This is a genomic window from Rhizobium sp. S152 (genome assembly GCF_030380735.1).
Taxonomy (GTDB): Bacteria; Pseudomonadota; Alphaproteobacteria; order Rhizobiales; family Rhizobiaceae; genus Rhizobium.
The window spans coordinates 169,149-188,937 of sequence record NZ_JAUDRZ010000030.1; the positions used below are offsets into that span (position 1 = coordinate 169,149).

General features: G+C 61.9%; 15 protein-coding genes and 1 pseudogene. 8 read left to right on the forward strand and 8 right to left on the reverse strand.

Translation table 11 applies throughout. The annotated features are described in order from the left end of the window. The first annotated feature begins 76 nt into the window (after positions 1 to 76). The 3 genes and pseudogenes from QTL95_RS25475 (at position 77) to QTL95_RS25485 (ending at position 4,041) form a co-directional block, all read left to right on the forward strand. Positions 77 to 2,215, forward strand: a complete 2,139-nt coding sequence (locus QTL95_RS25475) for a molybdopterin-containing oxidoreductase family protein (RefSeq protein WP_289722686.1) — start codon at positions 77 to 79, stop codon at positions 2,213 to 2,215. After that, positions 2,212 to 2,811, forward strand: coding sequence for an NUDIX domain-containing protein (locus tag QTL95_RS25480; protein WP_289722687.1), 600 nt, complete (start codon positions 2,212 to 2,214; stop codon positions 2,809 to 2,811). Before QTL95_RS25475 ends, QTL95_RS25480 begins: the two co-directional genes overlap by 4 nt. A gap of 76 nt (positions 2,812 to 2,887) precedes the next feature. Further along, positions 2,888 to 4,041, forward strand: a pseudogene (locus QTL95_RS25485) (alpha-D-ribose 1-methylphosphonate 5-triphosphate diphosphatase). Between the two features lie 14 nt (positions 4,042 to 4,055). Here the strand turns inward: QTL95_RS25485 and QTL95_RS25490 are convergent. The 4 genes from QTL95_RS25490 to purM all read right to left on the reverse strand — a co-directional run bounded on the left by QTL95_RS25490 (position 4,056) and on the right by purM (position 6,480). Then, entirely contained in the window at positions 4,056 to 4,325 is a 270-nt protein-coding gene (locus QTL95_RS25490; protein WP_289722688.1) for a hypothetical protein, read from the reverse strand. A gap of 131 nt (positions 4,326 to 4,456) precedes the next feature. Continuing rightward, entirely contained in the window at positions 4,457 to 4,690 is a 234-nt protein-coding gene (locus QTL95_RS25495; RefSeq protein WP_289722689.1) for a type II toxin-antitoxin system Phd/YefM family antitoxin, read from the reverse strand. Between the two features lie 60 nt (positions 4,691 to 4,750). After that, positions 4,751 to 5,410 carry a phosphoribosylglycinamide formyltransferase gene (purN, locus tag QTL95_RS25500; RefSeq protein WP_289722690.1) on the reverse strand — a complete coding sequence of 220 codons (660 nt, stop codon included), beginning with the start codon at positions 5,408 to 5,410 and terminating at the stop codon, positions 4,751 to 4,753. After that, entirely contained in the window at positions 5,407 to 6,480 is a 1,074-nt protein-coding gene (purM, locus tag QTL95_RS25505) for a phosphoribosylformylglycinamidine cyclo-ligase (protein WP_289722691.1), read from the reverse strand. The genes purN and purM overlap by 4 nt, the downstream gene beginning before the upstream one ends. 244 nt (positions 6,481 to 6,724) lie before the next feature. Here purM and QTL95_RS25510 point away from each other — a divergent pair, with 244 nt between their 5' ends. The 4 genes from QTL95_RS25510 to ppx all read left to right on the forward strand — a co-directional run bounded on the left by QTL95_RS25510 (position 6,725) and on the right by ppx (position 12,362). Then, positions 6,725 to 7,846 (forward strand): AI-2E family transporter, encoded by a 1,122-nt coding sequence (locus QTL95_RS25510; protein WP_289722692.1) that lies wholly within the window; start codon positions 6,725 to 6,727, stop codon positions 7,844 to 7,846. Next, positions 7,843 to 8,556 (forward strand): DnaA regulatory inactivator HdaA, encoded by a 714-nt coding sequence (hdaA, locus tag QTL95_RS25515; protein ID WP_289722693.1) that lies wholly within the window; start codon positions 7,843 to 7,845, stop codon positions 8,554 to 8,556. Before QTL95_RS25510 ends, hdaA begins: the two co-directional genes overlap by 4 nt. A gap of 65 nt (positions 8,557 to 8,621) precedes the next feature. After that, positions 8,622 to 10,826: an RNA degradosome polyphosphate kinase gene (locus tag QTL95_RS25520; protein ID WP_289722694.1), complete on the forward strand. Its 2,205-nt coding sequence runs from the start codon at positions 8,622 to 8,624 to the stop codon at positions 10,824 to 10,826. Positions 10,827 to 10,838: 12 nt separating this feature from the next. After that, positions 10,839 to 12,362 carry an exopolyphosphatase gene (gene ppx, locus QTL95_RS25525; protein ID WP_289722695.1) on the forward strand — a complete coding sequence of 508 codons (1,524 nt, stop codon included), beginning with the start codon at positions 10,839 to 10,841 and terminating at the stop codon, positions 12,360 to 12,362. A gap of 74 nt (positions 12,363 to 12,436) precedes the next feature. Here the strand turns inward: ppx and QTL95_RS25530 are convergent, their stop codons facing one another. From QTL95_RS25530 to QTL95_RS25545, 4 genes are all read right to left on the reverse strand, one after another. Beyond that, positions 12,437 to 13,795, reverse strand: coding sequence for an esterase-like activity of phytase family protein (locus tag QTL95_RS25530; protein WP_289722696.1), 1,359 nt, complete (start codon positions 13,793 to 13,795; stop codon positions 12,437 to 12,439). 45 nt (positions 13,796 to 13,840) lie between these two features. Then, a complete protein-coding gene (locus QTL95_RS25535; RefSeq protein WP_289722697.1) occupies positions 13,841 to 14,911 on the reverse strand; it encodes an adenylate/guanylate cyclase domain-containing protein in 1,071 nt (356 codons plus the stop codon). A 72-nt stretch (positions 14,912 to 14,983) separates the two neighbouring features. After that, complete coding sequence (rnd, locus tag QTL95_RS25540; RefSeq protein WP_289722698.1) at positions 14,984 to 16,129, reverse strand: ribonuclease D; 1,146 nt, start codon at positions 16,127 to 16,129, stop codon at positions 14,984 to 14,986. Positions 16,130 to 16,212: 83 nt separating this feature from the next. Further along, on the reverse strand, positions 16,213 to 17,616 hold the full coding sequence (locus QTL95_RS25545) for a multicopper oxidase family protein (RefSeq protein WP_289722699.1): 1,404 nt from the start codon (positions 17,614 to 17,616) through the stop codon (positions 16,213 to 16,215). Positions 17,617 to 17,885: 269 nt separating this feature from the next. On the opposite strand from QTL95_RS25545, the gene aspS reads away from it, so the two are divergent. Then, positions 17,886 to 19,676 carry an aspartate--tRNA ligase gene (aspS, locus tag QTL95_RS25550; protein WP_047513643.1) on the forward strand — a complete coding sequence of 597 codons (1,791 nt, stop codon included), beginning with the start codon at positions 17,886 to 17,888 and terminating at the stop codon, positions 19,674 to 19,676. Positions 19,677 to 19,789 lie beyond the last annotated feature (113 nt).

A 19,789-nucleotide genomic window follows, 5' to 3' on the forward strand; every position in this document is an offset into this window, starting at 1 on the left:
CTGATGCCTGTATGAATTCGCGTGAGGGCGTCGTTTCCGGCTTTTGGCCGGTTGCCGGTTGGAATATAGAAACTCCATGAACATTGCGACCCCCATCGAAGCCAAATCCCCGAAGTCTGCGGTCAGGATCGGCCACACCGCCTGTCCGCACGACTGTCCCTCCACCTGCGCGCTGGAGGTCGAGGTCACGGATGACGGCCGGATCGGCCGCGTGCGTGGGGCAAACGACCACAGCTACACCTCGGGCGTCATCTGCGCCAAGGTCGCCCGCTATGCCGAGCGCCTCTATCATCCTGACCGCCTGATGCACCCCCTGCGCCGCAAGGGCTCCAAAGGGGCAGGGCAGTGGCAGCAGATCTCTTGGGATGATGCGCTGGATGAGATCGCCGAAGCCTTCGTCAAGGCCGAGGCCAGGGATGGCAGCGAGGCGATCTGGCCTTATTACTATGCCGGCACCATGGGCTGGGTGCAGCGCGACAGCATCGATCGCCTGCGCCACGCCAAGCGCTACTCCGGCTTCTTCTCGTCGATCTGCACCAACCCGGCCTGGACCGGCTTCACCATGGCGACCGGCGTGCTCCGGGGGCCGGATCCGCGCGAGATGGCACGCACCGATTGCGTCGTAATCTGGGGCACCAATGCGGTCGCCACGCAGGTCAATGTCATGACCCACGCGATCAAGGCGCGCAAGGAACGCGGCGCCAAAATTGTGGTCATCGACATCTATGACAGCCCGACGATGAAGCAGGCCGATCTGGCGCTGATCCTCAAGCCCGGCACCGATGCCGCACTTGCCTGCGCCGCCATGCACATAGCCTTCCGCGACGGCTATGCCGACCGCGCCTATATGGCGAAATATGCCGACGATCCCGCCGGCCTCGAAGCACATCTGAAGCCGAAGACGCCGGAATGGGCTGCCGCCATCACCGGGCTTTCCGTGGACGAGATCGAGGCCTTCGGCAAGCTCGTCGGCACGACGAAGAAGACTTTCTTCCGCCTCGGCTACGGCTTTACCCGCCAGCGCAACGGCGCGGTCGCCATGCACGCGGCAGCCTCGGTCGCAACTGTCCTCGGTTCTTGGCAGTACGAAGGCGGTGGCGCTTTCCACTCCAACAGCGATATCTTCCGCATGAACGGCGCGGAACTGACCGGCAAGTCGATGAAGGATGCGGATATCCGCATGATCGACCAGTCGCAGATCGGCCGCGCCTTGACGGGTGATGCCGTAGCCCTGCGCGATCGCGGCCCGGTCACCGCCATGCTGATCCAGAATACCAACCCGGTGAACATCGCGCCCGAACAACGGCTGGTGAAGCGCGGCTTTGCCCGCGACGATCTCTTCGTCGCCGTCCACGAGCAATTCATGACTGATACCGCCGAGATGGCCGATATCGTCATCCCCGCCACCATGTTCGTCGAGCATGACGACATCTACCGGGCCGGCGGCCAGAACCACATCCTGCTCGGCCCGAAGCTGGTCGAGCCGCCGGAGACGGTGCGCACCAATCTCTTCGTCATCGAGGAGCTGGCCAAGCGCCTCGGCGTCTCCGACTGTCCCGGCTTCGGTTTCACCGCGCGCGAGATGATCGACCGCATCCTCACATCAAGCGAGCTTCCCGGCTATGACCACTTCCTCGAGCACAAATGGTTCGACCGCCAGCCCGCCTTCGAGGAGGCGCATTTCCTTAACGGCTTCGCTCATCCCGACGGCCGCTTCCATTTCCGGCCCGACTGGCGGAACCAGCCGGCCCCCAATCGCCCGCCCGAATCCGTCGGCCTGCTCGGTCCCTATCCCGAGCTGCCGCCATTCCCAGATCAGGTCGACGTCATCGAGGTGGCCGACGCCGAACACCCGTTCCGCCTGGCGACGTCACCAGCGCGCAACTTTCTGAACTCCAGCTTCGCCGAGACCAAGACCTCGCGGCAGAAGGAGGGGCGGCCGGAGCTGATGATCAATCCCGCTGACGCAGAAGCGCGGGGGATCGCACACGGCGACCTCGTTCAGGTCGGCAACGCTAGAGGCGACGTTCGTCTGCACGCCAAGCTGACGACCGAGGTCAAGCCGGGCGTGCTGATCGCCGAGGGCCTTTGGCCGAACAAGGCGCATGTGGATGGCGAAGGCATCAACGTTCTGACCGGGGCCGATCCCGTCGCGCCCTATGGCGGTGCTGCCGTCCACGACAACAAGGTTTGGCTTCGCAAGGATGCGGCATGACGAAATTTGAAAAGGCGAATGCCGAGATCGTCCACGAGGAGACGCTCTCGGATGGCTGGACGCGGCTCAGCAACTATGAGGTCGATTACACCAATTCCGACGGCGAAACGCACCGGATACACCGCGAGATCTACCACCGCACCGCCGCCGCCACGATCCTGCTGCACGACCCCAAGCGGGACACCGTCGTCCTCGTACGCCAGTTCCGCTTGCCCGTCTATCTCCACGGCGAGCCGGCCTGGATGCTGGAAACACCCGCCGGCCTGCTCGACGGCGATGAGCCGGAAGCGGCCATCCGCCGCGAAGCCATCGAGGAAACCGGCTTCCGCGTCCGCGATGTCCGTTTCCTCTTCAAGGCCTACAGTTCGCCCGGCTCCAACGCCGAGGTTGTCCACTTCTTCGCGGCCTCGATCGATACCGAAGACCGCGTGTCCGAAGGCGGCGGCTTGGCCGAGGAGCACGAGGACATTGAAGTCGTCGAAATCGCGCTCGACGAGGCAGTTCAGATGATTGCCACCGGCGAGATCATCGACTTCAAGACGATCATTCTGCTGCAGTGGGCGACGCTGAACAGGGCTGCCTTGAATAAGCCCTGAGACGTTCATTCGGATGTCATGAATCGGGTCTAACGGCTCCGGCTTGTCATAATTCCCAAATGCGAGGAGAAGGCCGATGTGGCTCAGCAATTTCACGATCGTTCTGCCCGATGAGGTCGTGAACCACGGCTCGGTCCGGATCGAGGATGGCGTCATCGCCGAGATCCGCCCAGAGTTCGTCGCTAATGCCGCGATCGACGGCGAGGGGCGGCTGCTGATGCCCGGTTTCGTCGACCTCCACGGAGACATGATCGAGCGCGAGATCGCACCGCGCCCCAACGCCATGATGCCGATCGGCTTTAGTATCCATGAACTCGACAAGAAGCTCGCCGCCCATGGCGTGACGACCGCCTATGCCGCCGTCTCCTTCGCCACGGAAAGCGTCTATGGCCATGTCCGCTCGCTGGAAACCACCTGCGCCGTCATCGAGGGCGTCAGCCGCTTCAAGGACAGCCTGCTGATCGATCATCGCGTTCACGCGCGCTACGAGATCACCAATGTCGGCGCGGCTCCCGCTCTCGAAAAGCTGCTCGACGCTGGTCATGTCGACATGGTCTCGCTGACCGACCATACGCCGGGGCAGGGCCAGTATAACGACATCCGGAGCTATATTCTGAGCATGGCTGAACGCCGTGCCATCTCCGAGGAAATGGCTGCCGAGATGGTCGCCAAGCGCATCGCCATGCGCGACAATCCCGAGATCGAGACCACGCTTCGCCGCATCGTCGACCTCTCGCTGCGCTACAAGCTGTCGCTCGCCTCGCATGACGACGACAGCGCCGAGAAGGTAGCTGAGATGCACGAGATGGGCGTCACGATCAGCGAATTCCCGGTAACGCTGCCGGCAGCCGAAGAAGCACGCCGTCGTGGCTTGTGGACACTGATGGGCGCGCCGAACGCGCTGCGCGGCCAGTCCATGTCGGGCAATCTCAGCGCGCTCGATGCCGCGCGCGCCGGTGTCCTCTCCGTCATCGCCGCCGATTATCACCCGGCCGCCTTCGTTCCGGGCATCTTGAAGATTGCCGAGGCCACCAACCTGCCGACCGCCGTCGCAATGGCAACGAAGAACGCCGCCCGCTCTGCTGGCCTGCTTGACCGCGGTGAAATCGCCATCGGCCAGCGGTCGTGGTAGAGGCCGGCGATATCCACCGCATCCGCGCCACCTTCCGCGGCGGCCGCTTCGTCTACAGCGACGGCACGCTGCACCAGCCGCGGGCGATCGCGGCGTAACGATCAAGGTCAATTCAGCGAAGCAGCGGAACACCTTGGTGGGCCGCTGCTCCCATCAACTTCTCGTCCACGGTGGCAAGCGACAGCGTCAAGTCGATAGCAAGCGCCAAATAGGCTGCATCATAGGCGGTCAGCTGATGGTGTTCCGCCAGATCGAACACGGCCACACTATCGGCAATAGTTCGGGTGACGAGAGGAAGCTGAGTAAGACGCGATAGAGAAAGTCTTGCCTCGTCGCGTGACAATCGTCTGCGGCGACATGAGGTGACCAATACGTTGCGCATTTCATGTCAAAATAGGGCTGGCACGTAGGCACCCTCATGTGCCACACGCCTCAAGATATCATCGGCAGCCGGGTTGGCTTCATCCGGAAGAAACCAGGCAAGCGCAAGCGACGCATCGACCACAAATGTCATCAGCGCCGTCCGATTTGCTTCCATTCGGCTATTTCGGCCTCCGTTACCGGTTTGCGACCGGCACGCTCGCGAATGATGGCGTCGACAAGCTCCTGGTTTTGACGCGGCGCGCTGACTGCCGCCAACCTCGCCACCGGCAAACCATCGCGCAGGATAACGACCTCCTCGCCGGCTTCTACCTTGGCAAGGAGTTCGGGGAGGCTCGCTTCGTCAATATTAACGGTAACAGTCATGGCGTCGCCCCGTGGGCCACGCACATGATGATCCGCATCATCTCGCCGGTCAATCTCCGGTCAGGCAGAGATAATAGAACCCGTTGCGGTGGTATCGGACACTTCGGCGGTTCTGACAGCCTTGCCATCCTTCATCGCCACCTTGCCTTCGGCAAACAGCCTGAGCGCCTGCGGATAGATCCGGTGCTCGACGGTCAGCACGCGGGCCGCCAGGTCATCGGCCGTGTCGTCCGAGAGAACTGGCACCGCCGCCTGGCCGATGATCGGACCTTCGTCCATGCCCTCGGTGACGAAATGCACGGTGCAGCCCGCCACCCTGACGCCGGCATCGATCGCCCGCTGGTGCGTGTGCAGTCCGGGGAAGAGCGGCAGCAGGGAAGGGTGGATGTTGATCATCTTCCCCTCGTAGCGCTGGATGAACGTCCCGCTCAAGAGCCGCATGTACCCTGCAAGGCAGAGAATATCAGGCGACAGCGCGTCAAGCGCCGCGAAGATCGCTTCCTCATGCGCTTCCTTGCTGGCGTAATCCTTGCGCGGAAAGGCAAAGGTCCCGATGCCCTCGGCAGCTGCCTTGGCGAGCCCGCCGGCATCAGCCTTGTCGGAGATCACGCCGACGATCTCGGCCGGGAAATCCTTAGCTTTAGCGGCGGCGACCAGCGCCATCATGTTGGAGCCGCCGCCGGAAATGAAGACGACGGCGCGTTTGCGCGAAGACGTCATATGGCGAGCGTGCCCTTGTAGAGCGTGCCATGGGCGCCTTCGGCACGCGCGATCATCCGACCGAGCCGCACGACGCTCTCGCCCTGTGCTTCCAGCGCCGCGATGACGGTGTCGGCGTTTTCAGCGGAGACGACGGCAATCATGCCGACGCCACAGTTGAACGTGCGCAACATCTCGTTCGCTTCCACGCCGCCGGTCTTAGACAGCCAGGAAAACACGGCCGGAACCTTGACGGCGGCAAGATCGATTTCGGCGGCCAGATGCTTCGGCAGCACGCGCGGAATGTTCTCGGGGAAGCCGCCGCCGGTGATGTGCGCCAGCGCCTTGATCGCCCCGGTCTCGCGGATGACGCTGAGCAGCTGCTTCACATAGATGCGGGTCGGCGTCAGCAGGGCTTCGCCAAGCGTCTTGCCATCAGCAAACGGTGCCGGCTCGCTCCAGTCGAGGCCGGAGATGCCGACGATCTTGCGCACCAGCGAGAAGCCGTTGGAATGAACGCCGGAGGAGGCGAGGCCGAGGATGACGTCACCTTCGCCGATGTCGCCAGACGGCAGCAGCTTGCCGCGCTCGGCGGCACCGACGGCGAAGCCGGCGAGATCATAGTCGCCGGAGGAGTACATGCCCGGCATCTCGGCGGTCTCGCCGCCGATCAGCGCGCAGCCCGCGTCGCGGCAGCCGGCGGCGATGCCTTCGACGATCTTGGCACCCTGATCCGGATCGAGCTTGCCGGTCGCGAAATAATCGAGGAAGAACAGCGGCTCGGCGCCCTGCACAACGAGATCGTTCACGCACATGGCAACGAGGTCGATGCCGACGGTGTCATGATAGTCCGCGTCGATCGCGATCTTCAGCTTGGTGCCGACGCCGTCATTGGCTGCGACCAGAACCGGATCAGTGAAGCCTGCGGCCTTAAGGTCGAACAGCCCGCCGAAACCGCCGATTTCGCCGTCGGCGCCAGGGCGGCGGGTCGAGCGAACGGCCGGCTTGATCTTCTCCACGAGAAGGTTGCCCGCGTCGATATCCACGCCTGCATCGCTATAGGTGAGACCGTTTTTTCCGGACTGGCTCATACTGCTCTCCGATGGCTGTCGTCGGGCGGGAAATATCCCCGCGTGATATGCGGGTCGCAATTGCATGACAGGGGCGTTTATGCAAGGCGTTGCGTGCCAAAAGCCCCAATTTCCCGCTCTTTTGAACGGAGCTTCGCGGAAATTGGACGTCGGGGTTGACCATTCTCGCACCTGCACCCTATGTGGCTCGCAGGCCGTATCGCTGCGATGCGGCATGGACTGCGATCGATCAGCGGAGAACATGATGCCACAGCAGGTTAGCGGTGCCGGTCTGAAGCGCCAGGTCGTCTTCTGGCTGATCGTGCTCGCCTTCTTCATCGCCTTCCTCTTGGTGTTCAGCTCGATCCTGCTGCCGTTCCTGGCCGGTATGGCGATTGCCTACTTCCTAGATCCGGTCGCTGATCGGCTGGAGCGCTTCGGCCTCAGTCGTTTGATGGCAACGATCGTCATCCTCATCTCCTTCGTGATCCTGATCGTGCTGGCGTTGATGATCCTGATCCCGATCCTCGCCAGCCAGTTCACCGATTTTGCCGGCCGTCTGCCTGGCTATATCGATCAGCTGCAGGCCTTCATAGCCAAGCAGCAGAACTCGATGCTCCCGGATTGGATCAAGAACCAGCTCGGCACCATCAAGAACAATTTCTCGGAAATCCTCTCGCAGGGTTTCGGTCTACTGACGGGACTGTTTAGCCAAGTCTGGAGTTCCGGCCTCGCCGTCGTCAACGTCATCTCGCTGATGATCGTCACCCCCGTGGTCGCCTTCTACATGCTGCTCGACTGGGACCGCATGGTCGCCAACATCGACAAGTATATCCCCCGCGACTACGTCGCCAATGTCCACCAGATCATGTTCGAGATTGACCAGTCGATCGCCGGCTTCATTCGCGGGCAGGGCTCGCTTTGCCTCATCCTCGGCATCTACTACGCGGTCGGTCTGTCGCTGGTCGGGCTGAACTTCGGCCTGCTGATCGGCCTCTTCGCCGGCATGATCAGCTTCATCCCCTATGTCGGCTCGATGGTCGGGCTGATACTTGCCGTCGGCGTCGCGATCGTCCAGTTCTGGCCTGATTACATCTGGGTCGGTGCGGTTCTCGCGGTCTTCTTCAGCGGCCAGTTCCTGGAAGGCAACATCCTGCAGCCCAAGCTCGTCGGCCACAGCGTCGGCCTGCATCCCGTCTGGCTGATGTTCGCGCTCTTTGCGTTCGGCGCGCTGTTCGGCTTCGTCGGCCTCTTGGTCGCCGTGCCTGCCGCCGCTGCCGTCGGTGTTCTTGTCCGCTTCGCGCTTTCGCGTTACCTTGACAGTGATCTTTATGCGGGCGAGGCAAAGGCCGCCCCGGTCCGAAAGACAAAAGCTGGCCCCAAATGACTGACGTGAAAAACGCTGACCTGAGGCGCAAGGCCGTGGAGCAGCTCCCTTTGGCCTTTTCGCACGACGCCGCGACCGGGCGTGACGATCTGCTGATCTCCGAGCGGCTTGCCGCCGCCGTCGAGATCGTCGATGCATGGCCGCAATGGCCGTCGCCGGTCGTCATTCTGGCCGGACCCGTCGGCTCCGGGAAGACGCACCTCGCCAATATCTGGAAGGATCATAGCGGCGCGACGATCATTCACCCGAAATCGGGCGCCAACGCCGTCGTCGATGCCGCCAATGGTCCGGTTCTCTTCGAGGATGCCGATCGCCTCGGCTTCGATGACACCGAGTTGTTCCATGTCATCAATAGCGTCCGCGAAAACGGACACAGCCTGCTGATCACCAGCCGCCTCTGGCCCATGTCGTGGCCCGTGCAGCTTGCGGACCTCCGGTCGCGCCTGAAGGCGGCGACCGTGGTCGAAATCGGCGAGCCAGACGAGGAACTGCTGTCGCAGGTCATCGTCAAGCTGTTTGCCGATCGCCAGCTTTATATAGATGACAAACTGGTGCTCTATATTGTCAACAGGATGGAACGTTCGCTGAACGCGGCCCAGACGATTGTCGACAGGCTTGACCGGCTTGCTTTGTCGCGTGGCACCAAGATCACCCGCTCGCTGGCCGCTGAAGTGTTGAATGAATTGGGCAATTCCGATCCGCCCGATTGACTGTCACAGTTCTGTCGTGAAACTGATATATTCGCGTCGGCGAATTCAAACGGGGCATTCAGACGATGGACAGTGCAGTCGCGGAACACCAGGAACCAACCCCTGAAGGCGCGGCAGACGTTCCGCCTCTGGAAGAGCTGCTCGCCAGCCCCGAGCGCTTCATCAACCGCGAATTTTCCTGGCTGCAGTTCAATCGCCGCGTCCTCGAGGAAACGCTGAACACCGAGCATCCGCTGCTCGAGCGCGTTCGCTTCCTGTCGATCTCCGCCGCCAACCTCGACGAATTCTTCATGGTTCGGGTCGCCGGCCTCGAGGCGCAGGTGCGCCAGAATATCGTCATCCGCACGCCGGATGGGAAGACGCCGGCCGAGCAGCTCGATGCCATCCTGCGCGAGATCGACAACCTGCAGATGGAGCAGCAGGCTTCGCTTGCGGTCCTGCAGCAGTATCTCGCCAAGGAAGACATTCTGATCGTTCGCCCGGGCGCTCTCAGCGAAGGCGACCGCCAGTGGCTGGCGACGGAATTCGAGCAGGCGATCTTCCCGGTGCTGACGCCGTTGTCTATCGATCCGGCCCATCCGTTTCCCTTCATTCCGAACCTTGGATTCTCGATCGGCCTGCAGCTGGTCAGCAAGAGCGGCCGCGAGCCGATGACGGCGCTGCTGCGCCTGCCGCCGGCGCTGGATCGCTTCGTGCGCTTGCCCGACGCCGGCAACACGATCCGCTACATCACGCTGGAAGACGTCGCCAACGTCTTCATCCATCGGCTTTATCCCGGCTACGAGGTGCAGGGCTCCGGTACCTTCCGTATCATCCGCGACAGCGATATCGAAGTCGAGGAGGAGGCGGAAGATCTCGTCCGCTTCTTCGAGACCGCGCTGAAACGCCGTCGCCGCGGGTCGGTGATCCGCATCGAGACCGATTCCGAAATGCCGGCATCGCTGCGCCAGTTCGTTGTGCAGGCGCTGAGCGTTCCCGATAACCGCGTCGCGGTTCTGCCCGGCCTCTTGGCGCTGAACACGCTTTCCGAGATCACCAAGGCGCCGCGCGACGATCTGCGCTTCCCGCCCTACAATGCCCGATTTCCAGAGCGCGTCCGCGAGCACGCCGGCGATTGCTTCGCCGCCATCCGCGAAAAGGACATGGTGGTTCATCACCCCTATGAGTCCTTTGACGTGGTGGTCCAGTTCCTTCTCCAGGCTGCGCGCGATCCTGACGTTCTGGCGATAAAGCAGACGCTCTACCGTACCTCCAACGACAGCCCGATCGTCCGCGCGCTGATCGACGCCGCTGAATCCGGCAAGTCGGTGACGGCGCTGGTCGAACTTAAGGCGCGCTTCGACGAAGAGGCGAACATCCGCTGGGCGCGCGACCTCGAACGCGCGGGCGTGCAGGTCGTCTTCGGCTTCATCGAGTTGAAGACGCATTCGAAGATGTCGTTGGTCGTCCGCCGCGAGGAGGGCAAGCTGCGCAGCTACTGCCATCTCGGCACCGGCAACTACCATCCGATCACCGCGAAGATCTACACCGACCTGTCGTTCTTCACCTGCAATCCGGTGATTGCCCACGACATGGCCAACATCTTCAATTTCATCACCGGCTACGGAGAGCCGGAGGAGAGCATGAAGCTCGCGGTGTCTCCCTACACGCTGCGTTCGCGCATCCTTCGACATATCCAGGAAGAGATCGTCCACGCCAGGAACGGCGCGCCAGCGGCGATCTGGATGAAGATGAACTCGCTCGTCGATCCCGAGATCATCGACGCGCTCTACACGGCAAGCCATGCCGGCGTCGAGGTCGAGCTCGTGATCCGCGGCATCTGCTGCCTGCGTCCGCAGGTGCCCGGTCTCTCGGAAAACATCCGCGTCAAGTCGATCGTCGGCCGCTTTCTTGAGCATAGCCGCATCTTCTGCTTCGGCAACGGCCACGGCCTCCCGTCGGACAAGGCGCTGGTCTATATCGGCTCGGCCGACATGATGCCGAGAAACCTCGATCGGCGCGTGGAAACGCTGGTTCCCTTGACCAACCCGACGGTTCACGAGCAGGTATTGTCTCAAATCATGCTCGGCAACCTCATTGACAATCAGCAAAGCTACGAGATATTGCCCGACGGGACGTCCAGGCGCATGGAAGTGCGCAAGGGCAAGGAGCCGTTCAACGCGCAACAGTATTTCATGACCAATCCCAGCCTTTCCGGCCGTGGTGAAGCCCTGAAATCCAGTGCGCCAAAGCTGATTGCCGGCCTTCTTTCCGGCCGGACAAAAAGATAAAACTGGACCTGCATGGTTGAATCAGAAGCCCAGGGGCGCCTTCCAGGGATTGCTCCGGTCTCCGTTGTCGATATCGGGTCGAACTCGATCCGTGTTGTCATCTATGAAGGCATGTCCCGGTCGCCGACGATCCTTTTCAACGAAAAGGTTCTCTGTGGCCTCGGCAAAGGCATAGCGCTGACCGGAAAGATGGACGAAGCGAGCGTCGAACGGGCGCTTGCGGCCCTGCATCGCTTCAAGGCGCTTTCCGACCAGGCTCGCGCCTCCACGATGTACGTTCTGGCGACGGCCGCTGCCCGCGAGGCATCGAACGGCCCCGATTTTATCCACCGCGCCGAAACCATCCTGCAGCGAAGGGTCCGCGTCCTCTCGGGCGAGGAGGAGGCGAAGTTCTCCGCGCTCGGCATCGTCAGCGGCTTCTATATGCCCGATGGCATCGCCGGCGACCTCGGCGGCGGCTCGCTCGAACTCATCGATATCAAGGGCAAGGAACTCGGACAGGGCGTGACGCTGCCCCTTGGCGGCCTGCGCCTGTCTGAATATGCGGGTGGTTCTATGGAGAAGGCCCGCACTTTCGCCAGAAAGCACGTCAAGACCATCTCCAAGCTGCTCGCCAAGGGCGAGGGGCGCACCTTCTACGCCGTCGGCGGCACCTGGCGAAACATCGCCAAGCTGCACATGGAGATGACCCATTATCCGCTGCACATGATGCAGGGCTATGAAATTTCCTTCGAAGCCATGATGCAGTTCCTCGACCAGGTCGAGTCGGCGAAAGACTCCAAGGATCCATCGTGGATGGCCGTGTCGAAATACCGCCGCGCGCTTCTTCCTTTCGGCGCCGTCGCCATGAAGGAGGTGCTGAGCGTGATGAAGCCCTCGGTCATCTCGTTCTCCGGCCAGGGCGTTCGCGAGGGCTATCTCTATTCGCTGCTGTCGGAGAGCGAGCGCCGCGCCGATCCGCTGCTGGAAGCAGCACGCGAACTGGCGATCCTGCGCGCGCGATCCCCGGAACACGCCCGCGAACTCGCGGACTGGACCGGCCGGATGATGCCGTTCTTCGATATTGACGAAACGCCGGAAGAGGCTCGTTACCGTCAGGCGGCATGTCTTCTCGCCGATATCAGCTGGCGTGCCCATCCGGACTATCGCGGCCTGCAGGCGCTCAACATCATCGCCCACACCTCCTTCGTCGGCATCAGCCACCCCGGCCGTGCCTTCATCGCGCTGGCGAATTACTACCGCTTCGAAGGCCTGCATGACGACGGGGCGACGGGTCCGCTGGCAACGATCGCGACGCCGCAATATGTCGAGCGGGCGAAGCTGCTCGGCGGCATGCTGCGCGTCGTCTACCTGTTCTCGGCTTCGATGCCGGGCGTCGTCCGAAACCTGCGCCTTGAACGGTCCTCGAACCCGGACCTCGATCTCGAGTTCGTCGTTCCTCACGAGTATCGCGACTTCGCCGGCGAGCGCCTGGAAGGGCGCCTGCAGCAACTTTCGAAGCTGACCAACAAGCGTCTGGCTTTCCGCTTCGAATAGAACGCGCGTATTGAATGCAGGAAGGCCTTCGCGGCAGGCGCCGCGAAGGCCTTCTTTTTATCCGATGATGTCGCTTACTTGGCGTTCAGCAATTCGCCGACTTCGAGCAGGCTGAACTCGTTGTCGTCAGCCTTGTCGACGGCGCGGCCGGCCGAGAAGGGCAGGTTGTTGTCGTTGCCGACGACGATGTGCGTGGCATCGACGCGATCGACGTTTTCGATGGTCACGAACGGCATGTCGTAGACGCCATCCTTGCTGCCGGCCTTCTTCTTGTTATCGGGATCCTGAATGTTCAGGAGATCGATGTAGCCGATCTTGCGAACGGCCTTGCCGACATTGGCGTCGTTGAACTCGATCTTGTAGATGCGCTTCAGTTCTGCGGGAGCCTCGAAGCAATCCGGCTTCGGCTGCTTCGGATCGGCGCAGGCCTTGTCCTTGGTGCCGGCGCCGTTGTCGCGCTCGATCACCAGGGCTGTGCTGTCATCGAGCATGTTGAAGTCGCCGATCGAAACGCCCTTGTCTTCGAAGGGGTAAAGCCAGCTGCGGCCCGTCCAGCTCTTCGAAGCCGTGTCGAACTCGATGACGCGGATGGCGGTGTGGCCGTCCACGCTCTCCATCTTGCCGTCGTCCAGATAGAGCGCACCCTCGAGCAACCCGTAGAGTTTGCTGCCGTCCTTGGACATCGCAAGACCCTCGAAGCCGCCCGAACGCTTCAGATTGAACGCTGGCATCTTGGCTGTCGGGTTGGCCGGCACGGACAGGAGCGGATTATCCGGTGACAGCACCGGCTTGCCATCGACCGATGCCGAGAACACGTCCGTCAGACGACCCTCGATGTCGAATTTTAGCAGGTAGGGGCCAAACTCTTCGCCGAGCCAGAAGCCGTCGGCAACGGGCTGGATGGATTCGATGTCAAAGTCGGCGCCCGTCAGGTAGCGTTTTTCGGCGCCCTCAAGCACGATCGGGAAGGGGGACTTCTTGTCGGGATCGGAAAGGAACAGGTTCTTGACGACCTCGACCTTGCCGGTCGCCCAGTCGAACTTCAGCTGGTGCAGGAAGAGCATGGCATCGCTGGAATTGGCCTTGGAGCCGAAGCCGTTGTCGGAAAGCGTCCAGAAGGTTCCATCTTCCATGGTCTTGATGCCAGAGAAGCCCTGGATCGGCTGGCCGTCGAAGGGAAGCTTCAGGTCGGTCACGCGCGCGCCGTCCTTGCCGGGAACTGTGCCAAGTGCCTCGGTCCGCTTGCGATCGGCCGTCGTGAACTTGCCGGAATGCCTGAGGAACTCCGGTGCATCGGCGGGCGCCGGCACCATGGTATTGGCAGGCAGGATTGCCTGGCCAGCAAGTTTGGCGGGAAATTCCTGCTGGTCGGCGGTGGCCGAACCGGCAATCAAAAGAAGAAATGAAACGGACGCAAGCAGAGTATTTTTCATCGAAACCCCCAAAGATTGGAATGCGGGTTTCGATTAGCAGGGCTCTTATGTCGGCGCGTTGACGCCTGCGTGAAGCTTTGGTGACGCCACCAGGTTATCCGCCTTCACAAGCGCCACCACGCCAAGGCTCTGCCCGCGTCCCTTCACGGCGTGATAGCCGAGATCTTCGGCGGAGATATCCTCGGGCAAGGTGATCCGCTGCATCAGATCGGTCGAGATCAGGACCGACCGGTTCAGCGCCTTGCACAGCGTCTCCAGGCGCGATGCCGTGTTGATCGTGTCGCCGAAGTAGGTGATCTTGTGATGGTCCACGCCGATTTCCGCGGTGATGATGCTGCCGCCATGCAGCGCCGCGCGCAGGCGGGGCACCTGGCCATAGGTCCTCAGCCAGTTCTCCGCATCCGCTTCGATCGCGTTGATGATGTCGAAGATGCAGTTCACGCAACGGCCGAATTTGATCCCGCGGTCGAGCGGCCACGTGATGATGGCGGCATCCCCGACATAATCGACGATCGTTCCCTTGTATTTCCGCACTGGCTCGGCGAAGGCCGAAAACAACGAGCTCAACATCTGTTGCGCGCGCAGATCCCCATGCCTTTCCGCGAAGGCCGTCGAATCGACGAGGTCGATGAAGAGAAACACCCGCTCCTCGCTGACCGGTTTTCGGTAGCGGCTGACAAGCATGCTGGTGAAGACCTCACGGCCGAGCAATTCGCGAACCCTGAGAACGAAGATCATCAGCGAGCAGACGGCGAGGGCGTAGAGAAAAGCATTGAACGGCAAGACCACCATGTCGACCCAGGAATTGGGAATGACAATGCCGGTACCCCATAGGGAAAGGCCGGCGGCCGCAAAGCCGATACTCATCAGCACTTCGTAGATAAAAAGCTCGGCCAGAAAAAAAGTAAGAGTCGGTAGCGATTCGATGCGGTTATGCAGCCCGCGGAAGATCACCTTGCGCTCGAAGGCAATGATCGGCATCCCCATGCACAATGCAAAAACCGCCCCGATGAGCGGGCGGCTGTCCTGGAAGAACATGACGCTGTAGAGCACGCCGCTCCCGGCCATGACCAGCACGATCAGAAGCCAGTTCTGGACCGGGGATACTTCTCTCATGCCGTTCCTCTGCTCTGCGTGCCGCATTCTACGTCGGCATATAGGCAACGCAAAGTGTCTTCGTAAGGGCAGTTAGAGAGTTACCGTCTCTACTTTTTTGCCGACGAAGCGCAGGGCGACGTGGCCCTGGATCAGCTGCAGCGCCGGCTCGCCGAAAAGCTCCCGCCGCCATCCCGATAGTGCCGCGACCTCGGCCTTCTCGCCTTCGGCAGCGATCTTGTCGAGATCCTCGCTGTTGGCGATGACCTTTGGCGCGACGCCGTGCTTTTCCGAAATCAACTTCAGCAGCACCTTGAGGAGTTCGGCAGCAGCAGCAGCACCTTCGGGCGCCTGGGTCTGGCGCGGAGCATGCGGCATCTCGGCCTTCGGCAGCGCCAGTGCCGCGTTGACGGCCTCGATGACGGCCGCGCCGGAGCTGGAACGCTCCCATCCCTTCGGAATGGTGCGCAGGCGGCCGAGCGCTTCGACATCCTTCGGCTGCTGCTGGGCGATCTCGTAGATCGCGTCGTCCTTGATGACGCGCGAGCGCGGCACGTTGCGTGAGCGGGCCTCACGTTCGCGCCATGCGGCAACATATTTCAGGATCGCGAGTTCCTGCGGCTTGCGCAGCCGCATCTTCAGCCGCTGCCACGCATCATCGGGATGCATGTCGTAGGTCTCGCGCGCCTCGAGAACATCCATCTCCTCCGACAGCCACGAGGAGCGGCCTTCGCGCTCGAGCTCGGCCTTGAGGTAGAGGTAGACATCGCGCAGATGGGTGACGTCGGCGAGCGCGTAGTCGAGCTGCTTGTCCGACAGCGGACGGCGGCTCCAATCGGTGAAGCGCGACGACTTGTCGATCTGTACACCCTTCGTGCGGCTGACGAGCTGGTCGTAGGAAACCGAATCGCCGAAACCGCAGACCATGGCGGCCACCTGCGTATCGAAGATGGGATGCGGGATGAGACCGCCCCTGTTGTAGATGATTTCGATATCCTGGCGCGCCGCGTGGAAGACCTTCAACACGTTGGCGTTGGCCATCAGCTCGAAGAACGGCTTCAGATCGAGGCCCTTGGCCAAAGGATCCACAAGCACTTCGGTCGTCGGGCTTGCCATCTGTATCAAGCAAAGCTCCGGCCAGAACGTCGTCTCTCGCAGAAACTCCGTGTCGATAGTAATGAATTCTGACTTGGCCAGCTCGATGCAGGCCGCCTCCAAATCGGCGGTTGTTACAATCATCTCAATTCATTCGCAGGATAGACATAGTTGAACCTTCCTTCTCCTTTCGGTCGGATATGTCAACCGCTACAGACAAAGAGGGGTCAAACAACCCGGACATAACTCGTCATGCCGGTCTTCTGATGCTCGATGATGTGGCAATGCAACAGCCAGTCGCCGGGATTGTCTGCAACGAAGGCAAGCTGCACCTTCTCGTCCGGCTGGACCAGATAGGTATCGGTGACGAGCGGCATGACTTCTCGCGTCGAGGATGAAAGCACCGTGAAGCTCATGCCGTGCAGGTGGATCGGGTGCGTGTGTGGCGTCACGTTTTCCAGCTGCAGGATATAGCTCCTGCCGAGCTTCAGTTCCGCGAGCGGCGCCGTCGGGTCGCTGGTGTCTCCCGGCCACGGCACCTTGTTGATGGCCCAGAAGCTGTAGCCGAGCGTGCCGCAGATGCCGTCCACAGGCGCGTTCTCCGCGGTGGCGCTGAGCACCACTGAAATTTTCTGCGCGGATGACACGTCGGGCTTGGCGATCGGATTTTCGGCCAGTACCGCGAGGTCACCGACATTGCGTTTCAGCGATGTTCCGACCGATCGCAACCTTGCAATGGTCTTCGGCGTCGTGCCGCGGATATCCTCGAGCGTCGCGATGGCGCCCTCGCTATCCGGCATTCTGACCGCCAGATCCAGCCGCTGGCCGGGGCCGATCTGCAGCAGGTCGAGCGGGAAGCGCTTCGGTACCGGGTTTCCATCGATGGCAATGACGGTCGCCTCGGCGCCCTCCATCTTCATCGAGAAGATGCGTGTGACATCGGTGACGGCGATGCGCACGCGGATCAGGCCGCCGGCCGGCGCGTCGTATTGCGGCTCCTGGTGCCAGTTGGCGGTTCGCACCGTTCCGTAGGTGCCGGCCTTGGCGGCGTCGCGCGGACGGAATGCGGCAATGAACTGGCCGTCGCCGCCCAGCCGCCAGTCGCGCAGATTGAGCACCACTTCGGAATCGAACGTCGGGTCGGCGTCATCCTCGACGACGATCACCCCCGTCATGCCCTGTCCCATCTGCGCCAGCGTATTGCAGTGGGGGTGATACCAGAAGGTGCCGGCATCCGGCGGCGTGAAGGAGTAGTCGAAGCTGTCGCCGGTATAGACGTAGGGCTGCGTCATGAACGGCACGCCGTCCATCTTGTTGAGGATGCGCAGGCCATGCCAGTGGATAGTGGTCGGCTCGTCGAGCGTGTTCGTCAGCCGCGCTGCATACGGCTTGCCCTTGGTCATGCGGAGCACGGGCGGCAGCCCGGCATCGCCCCCTACATCACCCCATGTCATTATGTTCTTCGTGATGCCGGCGTCGGTGAGCGTCGCTTGCGTCTTCAGCGCTTTCAGCACCTGCGGCTCGGGTGCGGCCTCCGCCAGCCCGAACTTGCCCGCGACCGCGACGCCTACACCGTAAGCGCCGGCCACGGCGGAGACTTTCAACAGATTGCGGCGGGTGAGGAGGGGCATGGCATGGCTCCGGCAGAACGATATCCGTCCTCTTTAAAGTTGACCGCTGACTTCAGCAATATGCGGCGCTCTGCCAAACTGCCGCATGACGGCAGGAGGCGGTAAGGTTGCCGTATGGCCGAAAACCTCGTTCAAAGCGCGTGCAAGCGGCGCCAAGTCTTGACAAATCAGGCCGTCCATGCGCTTTTCCGCCCGATTTTCTTGTCGGCGCGAGAGAGCCTTTGGAGCCCCTGCTGCCGTCTTTAAGCCAAATACTGGGAATTGAGATGATGCATCGTTACCGCAGCCATACATGTGCAGCCCTCCGCAAGTCGGATGTCGGCGCCAATGTCCGGATTTCCGGCTGGGTCCACCGCGTTCGTGACCATGGCGGCGTTCTCTTCATCGACCTTCGCGACCATTACGGCATGACCCAGGTCGTCGCCGACCCGGATAGCCCGGCCTTCAAGATCGCCGAGACTGTTCGCGGCGAATGGGTTATCCGCATCGATGGCGTCGTCAAGGCGCGTTCGGAAGACACCGTCAACAAGAACATGGCGACCGGCGAGATCGAACTCTACGCCCAGGAGATCGAAGTGCTCTCCGAAGCCAAGGAACTGCCGCTGCCGGTCTTCGGCGAGCCTGATTATCCCGAGGACATCCGCCTCAAGTACCGCTTCCTCGACCTGCGCCGCGAGACGCTGCACAAGAACATCGTCAAGCGCAGCCAGATCATTTCCGATATCCGCAACCGCATGACGTCGGCCGGCTTCGGCGAATACACGACCCCGATCCTGACAGCATCTTCGCCGGAAGGCGCGCGCGACTTCCTCGTGCCATCTAGAATCCACCCCGGCCAGTTCTTCGCGCTGCCGCAGGCGCCGCAGCAGTACAAGCAGCTCTTGATGGTTGCCGGTTTCGACCGCTACTTCCAGATCGCGCCGTGCTTCCGCGATGAAGACCCGCGCGCCGACCGCCTGCCGGGCGAATTCTACCAGCTCGACCTGGAAATGAGCTTCGTCACCCAGGAAGACGTCTGGGACACGATGGCCCCGATCATGACCTCTGTCTTCGAGCAGTTCGCCGAAGGCAAGCCGGTCACCAAGGAATGGCCGCGCATCCCCTATGATGTCGCCATCCGCAAGTACGGCTCCGACAAGCCCGACCTGCGTAACCCGATCGAGATGCAGGCCGTCACCGAGCACTTCGCAGGCTCCGGCTTCAAGGTCTTCGCCGGCATGATCGCCTCGAACCCGAAGGTCGAAGTCTGGGCGATCCCGGCCAAGACAGGTGGTTCGCGCGCATTCTGCGACCGCATGAACGCTTGGGCGCAGTCGCTCGGCCAGCCGGGCCTCGGCTACATCTTCTGGAAGGAAGAAGACGGCAAGGTCGGCGGTTCCGGTCCGCTTGCAAAGAACATCGGCGAAGAGCGCACCGAAGCGCTGCGCGTCCAGCTCGGCCTTGAAGCAGGCGACGCCGCCTTCTTCGTCGCCGGCGAACCGGCGAAGTTCTACAAGTTTGCGGGCGAAGCGCGCACCAAGGCGGGTGAAGACCTGAACCTGGTCGATCGCGACCGCTTCGAGCTGTGCTGGATCATCGACTTCCCGTTCTACGAATGGAGCGAGGAAGACAAGAAGATCGATTTCGCCCACAACCCCTTCTCGATGCCGCAGGGTGGTCTCGAGGCGCTGCAGACCCAGGATCCGCTGTCGCTCAAGGCCTACCAGTACGACGCCGTCTGCAACGGCTTCGAAATCGCCTCGGGCTCGATCCGTAACCAGTCGCCGGAAGCCATGGTCAAGGCCTTCGAACTGGTCGGCCTCAGCCAGACGGATGTCGAGGAACGCTTCGGCGGCATGTACCGCGCATTCCAGTACGGCGCGCCTCCGCACGGTGGCTGCGCCTTCGGTATCGACCGTGTCGTGATGCTGCTGCTCGGCGCCAAGAACCTGCGCGAAATCACGCTGTTCCCGATGAACCAGCAGGCGCAGGACCTCCTGATGAACGCCCCATCGCCGGCAACGCCGAAGCAGCTGATGGAACTGTCGCTGCGCGTCATGCCGCCGGTCAAGAAGGACTGAGCGAACATCGCTTCAGAATAGAGAAAGCCGGGTTCGATGCCCGGCTTTTTTTGTTTCCCAGCTTTCCGACGTCAGCGACAAAAAAAAGGCCCGGCGTGCACTGCGCGCCGGGC

What these genes read in the sequence shown, in the direction of transcription:
- QTL95_RS25475 (WP_289722686.1), top strand. Translation starts at nt 77, where the DNA reads ATGAACATTGCGACCCCCATCGAAGCCAAATCCCCGAAGTCTGCGGTC.
- QTL95_RS25480 (WP_289722687.1), top strand. Translation starts at nt 2,212, where the DNA reads ATGACGAAATTTGAAAAGGCGAATGCCGAGATCGTCCACGAGGAGACG.
- QTL95_RS25490 (WP_289722688.1), bottom strand. Translation starts at nt 4,325, where the DNA reads ATGCGCAACGTATTGGTCACCTCATGTCGCCGCAGACGATTGTCACGC.
- QTL95_RS25495 (WP_289722689.1), bottom strand. Translation starts at nt 4,690, where the DNA reads ATGACTGTTACCGTTAATATTGACGAAGCGAGCCTCCCCGAACTCCTT.
- purN (WP_289722690.1), bottom strand. Translation starts at nt 5,410, where the DNA reads ATGACGTCTTCGCGCAAACGCGCCGTCGTCTTCATTTCCGGCGGCGGC.
- purM (WP_289722691.1), bottom strand. Translation starts at nt 6,480, where the DNA reads ATGAGCCAGTCCGGAAAAAACGGTCTCACCTATAGCGATGCAGGCGTG.
- QTL95_RS25510 (WP_289722692.1), top strand. Translation starts at nt 6,725, where the DNA reads ATGCCACAGCAGGTTAGCGGTGCCGGTCTGAAGCGCCAGGTCGTCTTC.
- hdaA (WP_289722693.1), top strand. Translation starts at nt 7,843, where the DNA reads ATGACTGACGTGAAAAACGCTGACCTGAGGCGCAAGGCCGTGGAGCAG.
- QTL95_RS25520 (WP_289722694.1), top strand. Translation starts at nt 8,622, where the DNA reads ATGGACAGTGCAGTCGCGGAACACCAGGAACCAACCCCTGAAGGCGCG.
- ppx (WP_289722695.1), top strand. Translation starts at nt 10,839, where the DNA reads ATGGTTGAATCAGAAGCCCAGGGGCGCCTTCCAGGGATTGCTCCGGTC.
- QTL95_RS25530 (WP_289722696.1), bottom strand. Translation starts at nt 13,795, where the DNA reads ATGAAAAATACTCTGCTTGCGTCCGTTTCATTTCTTCTTTTGATTGCC.
- QTL95_RS25535 (WP_289722697.1), bottom strand. Translation starts at nt 14,911, where the DNA reads ATGAGAGAAGTATCCCCGGTCCAGAACTGGCTTCTGATCGTGCTGGTC.
- rnd (WP_289722698.1), bottom strand. Translation starts at nt 16,129, where the DNA reads ATGATTGTAACAACCGCCGATTTGGAGGCGGCCTGCATCGAGCTGGCC.
- QTL95_RS25545 (WP_289722699.1), bottom strand. Translation starts at nt 17,616, where the DNA reads ATGCCCCTCCTCACCCGCCGCAATCTGTTGAAAGTCTCCGCCGTGGCC.
- aspS (WP_047513643.1), top strand. Translation starts at nt 17,886, where the DNA reads ATGCATCGTTACCGCAGCCATACATGTGCAGCCCTCCGCAAGTCGGAT.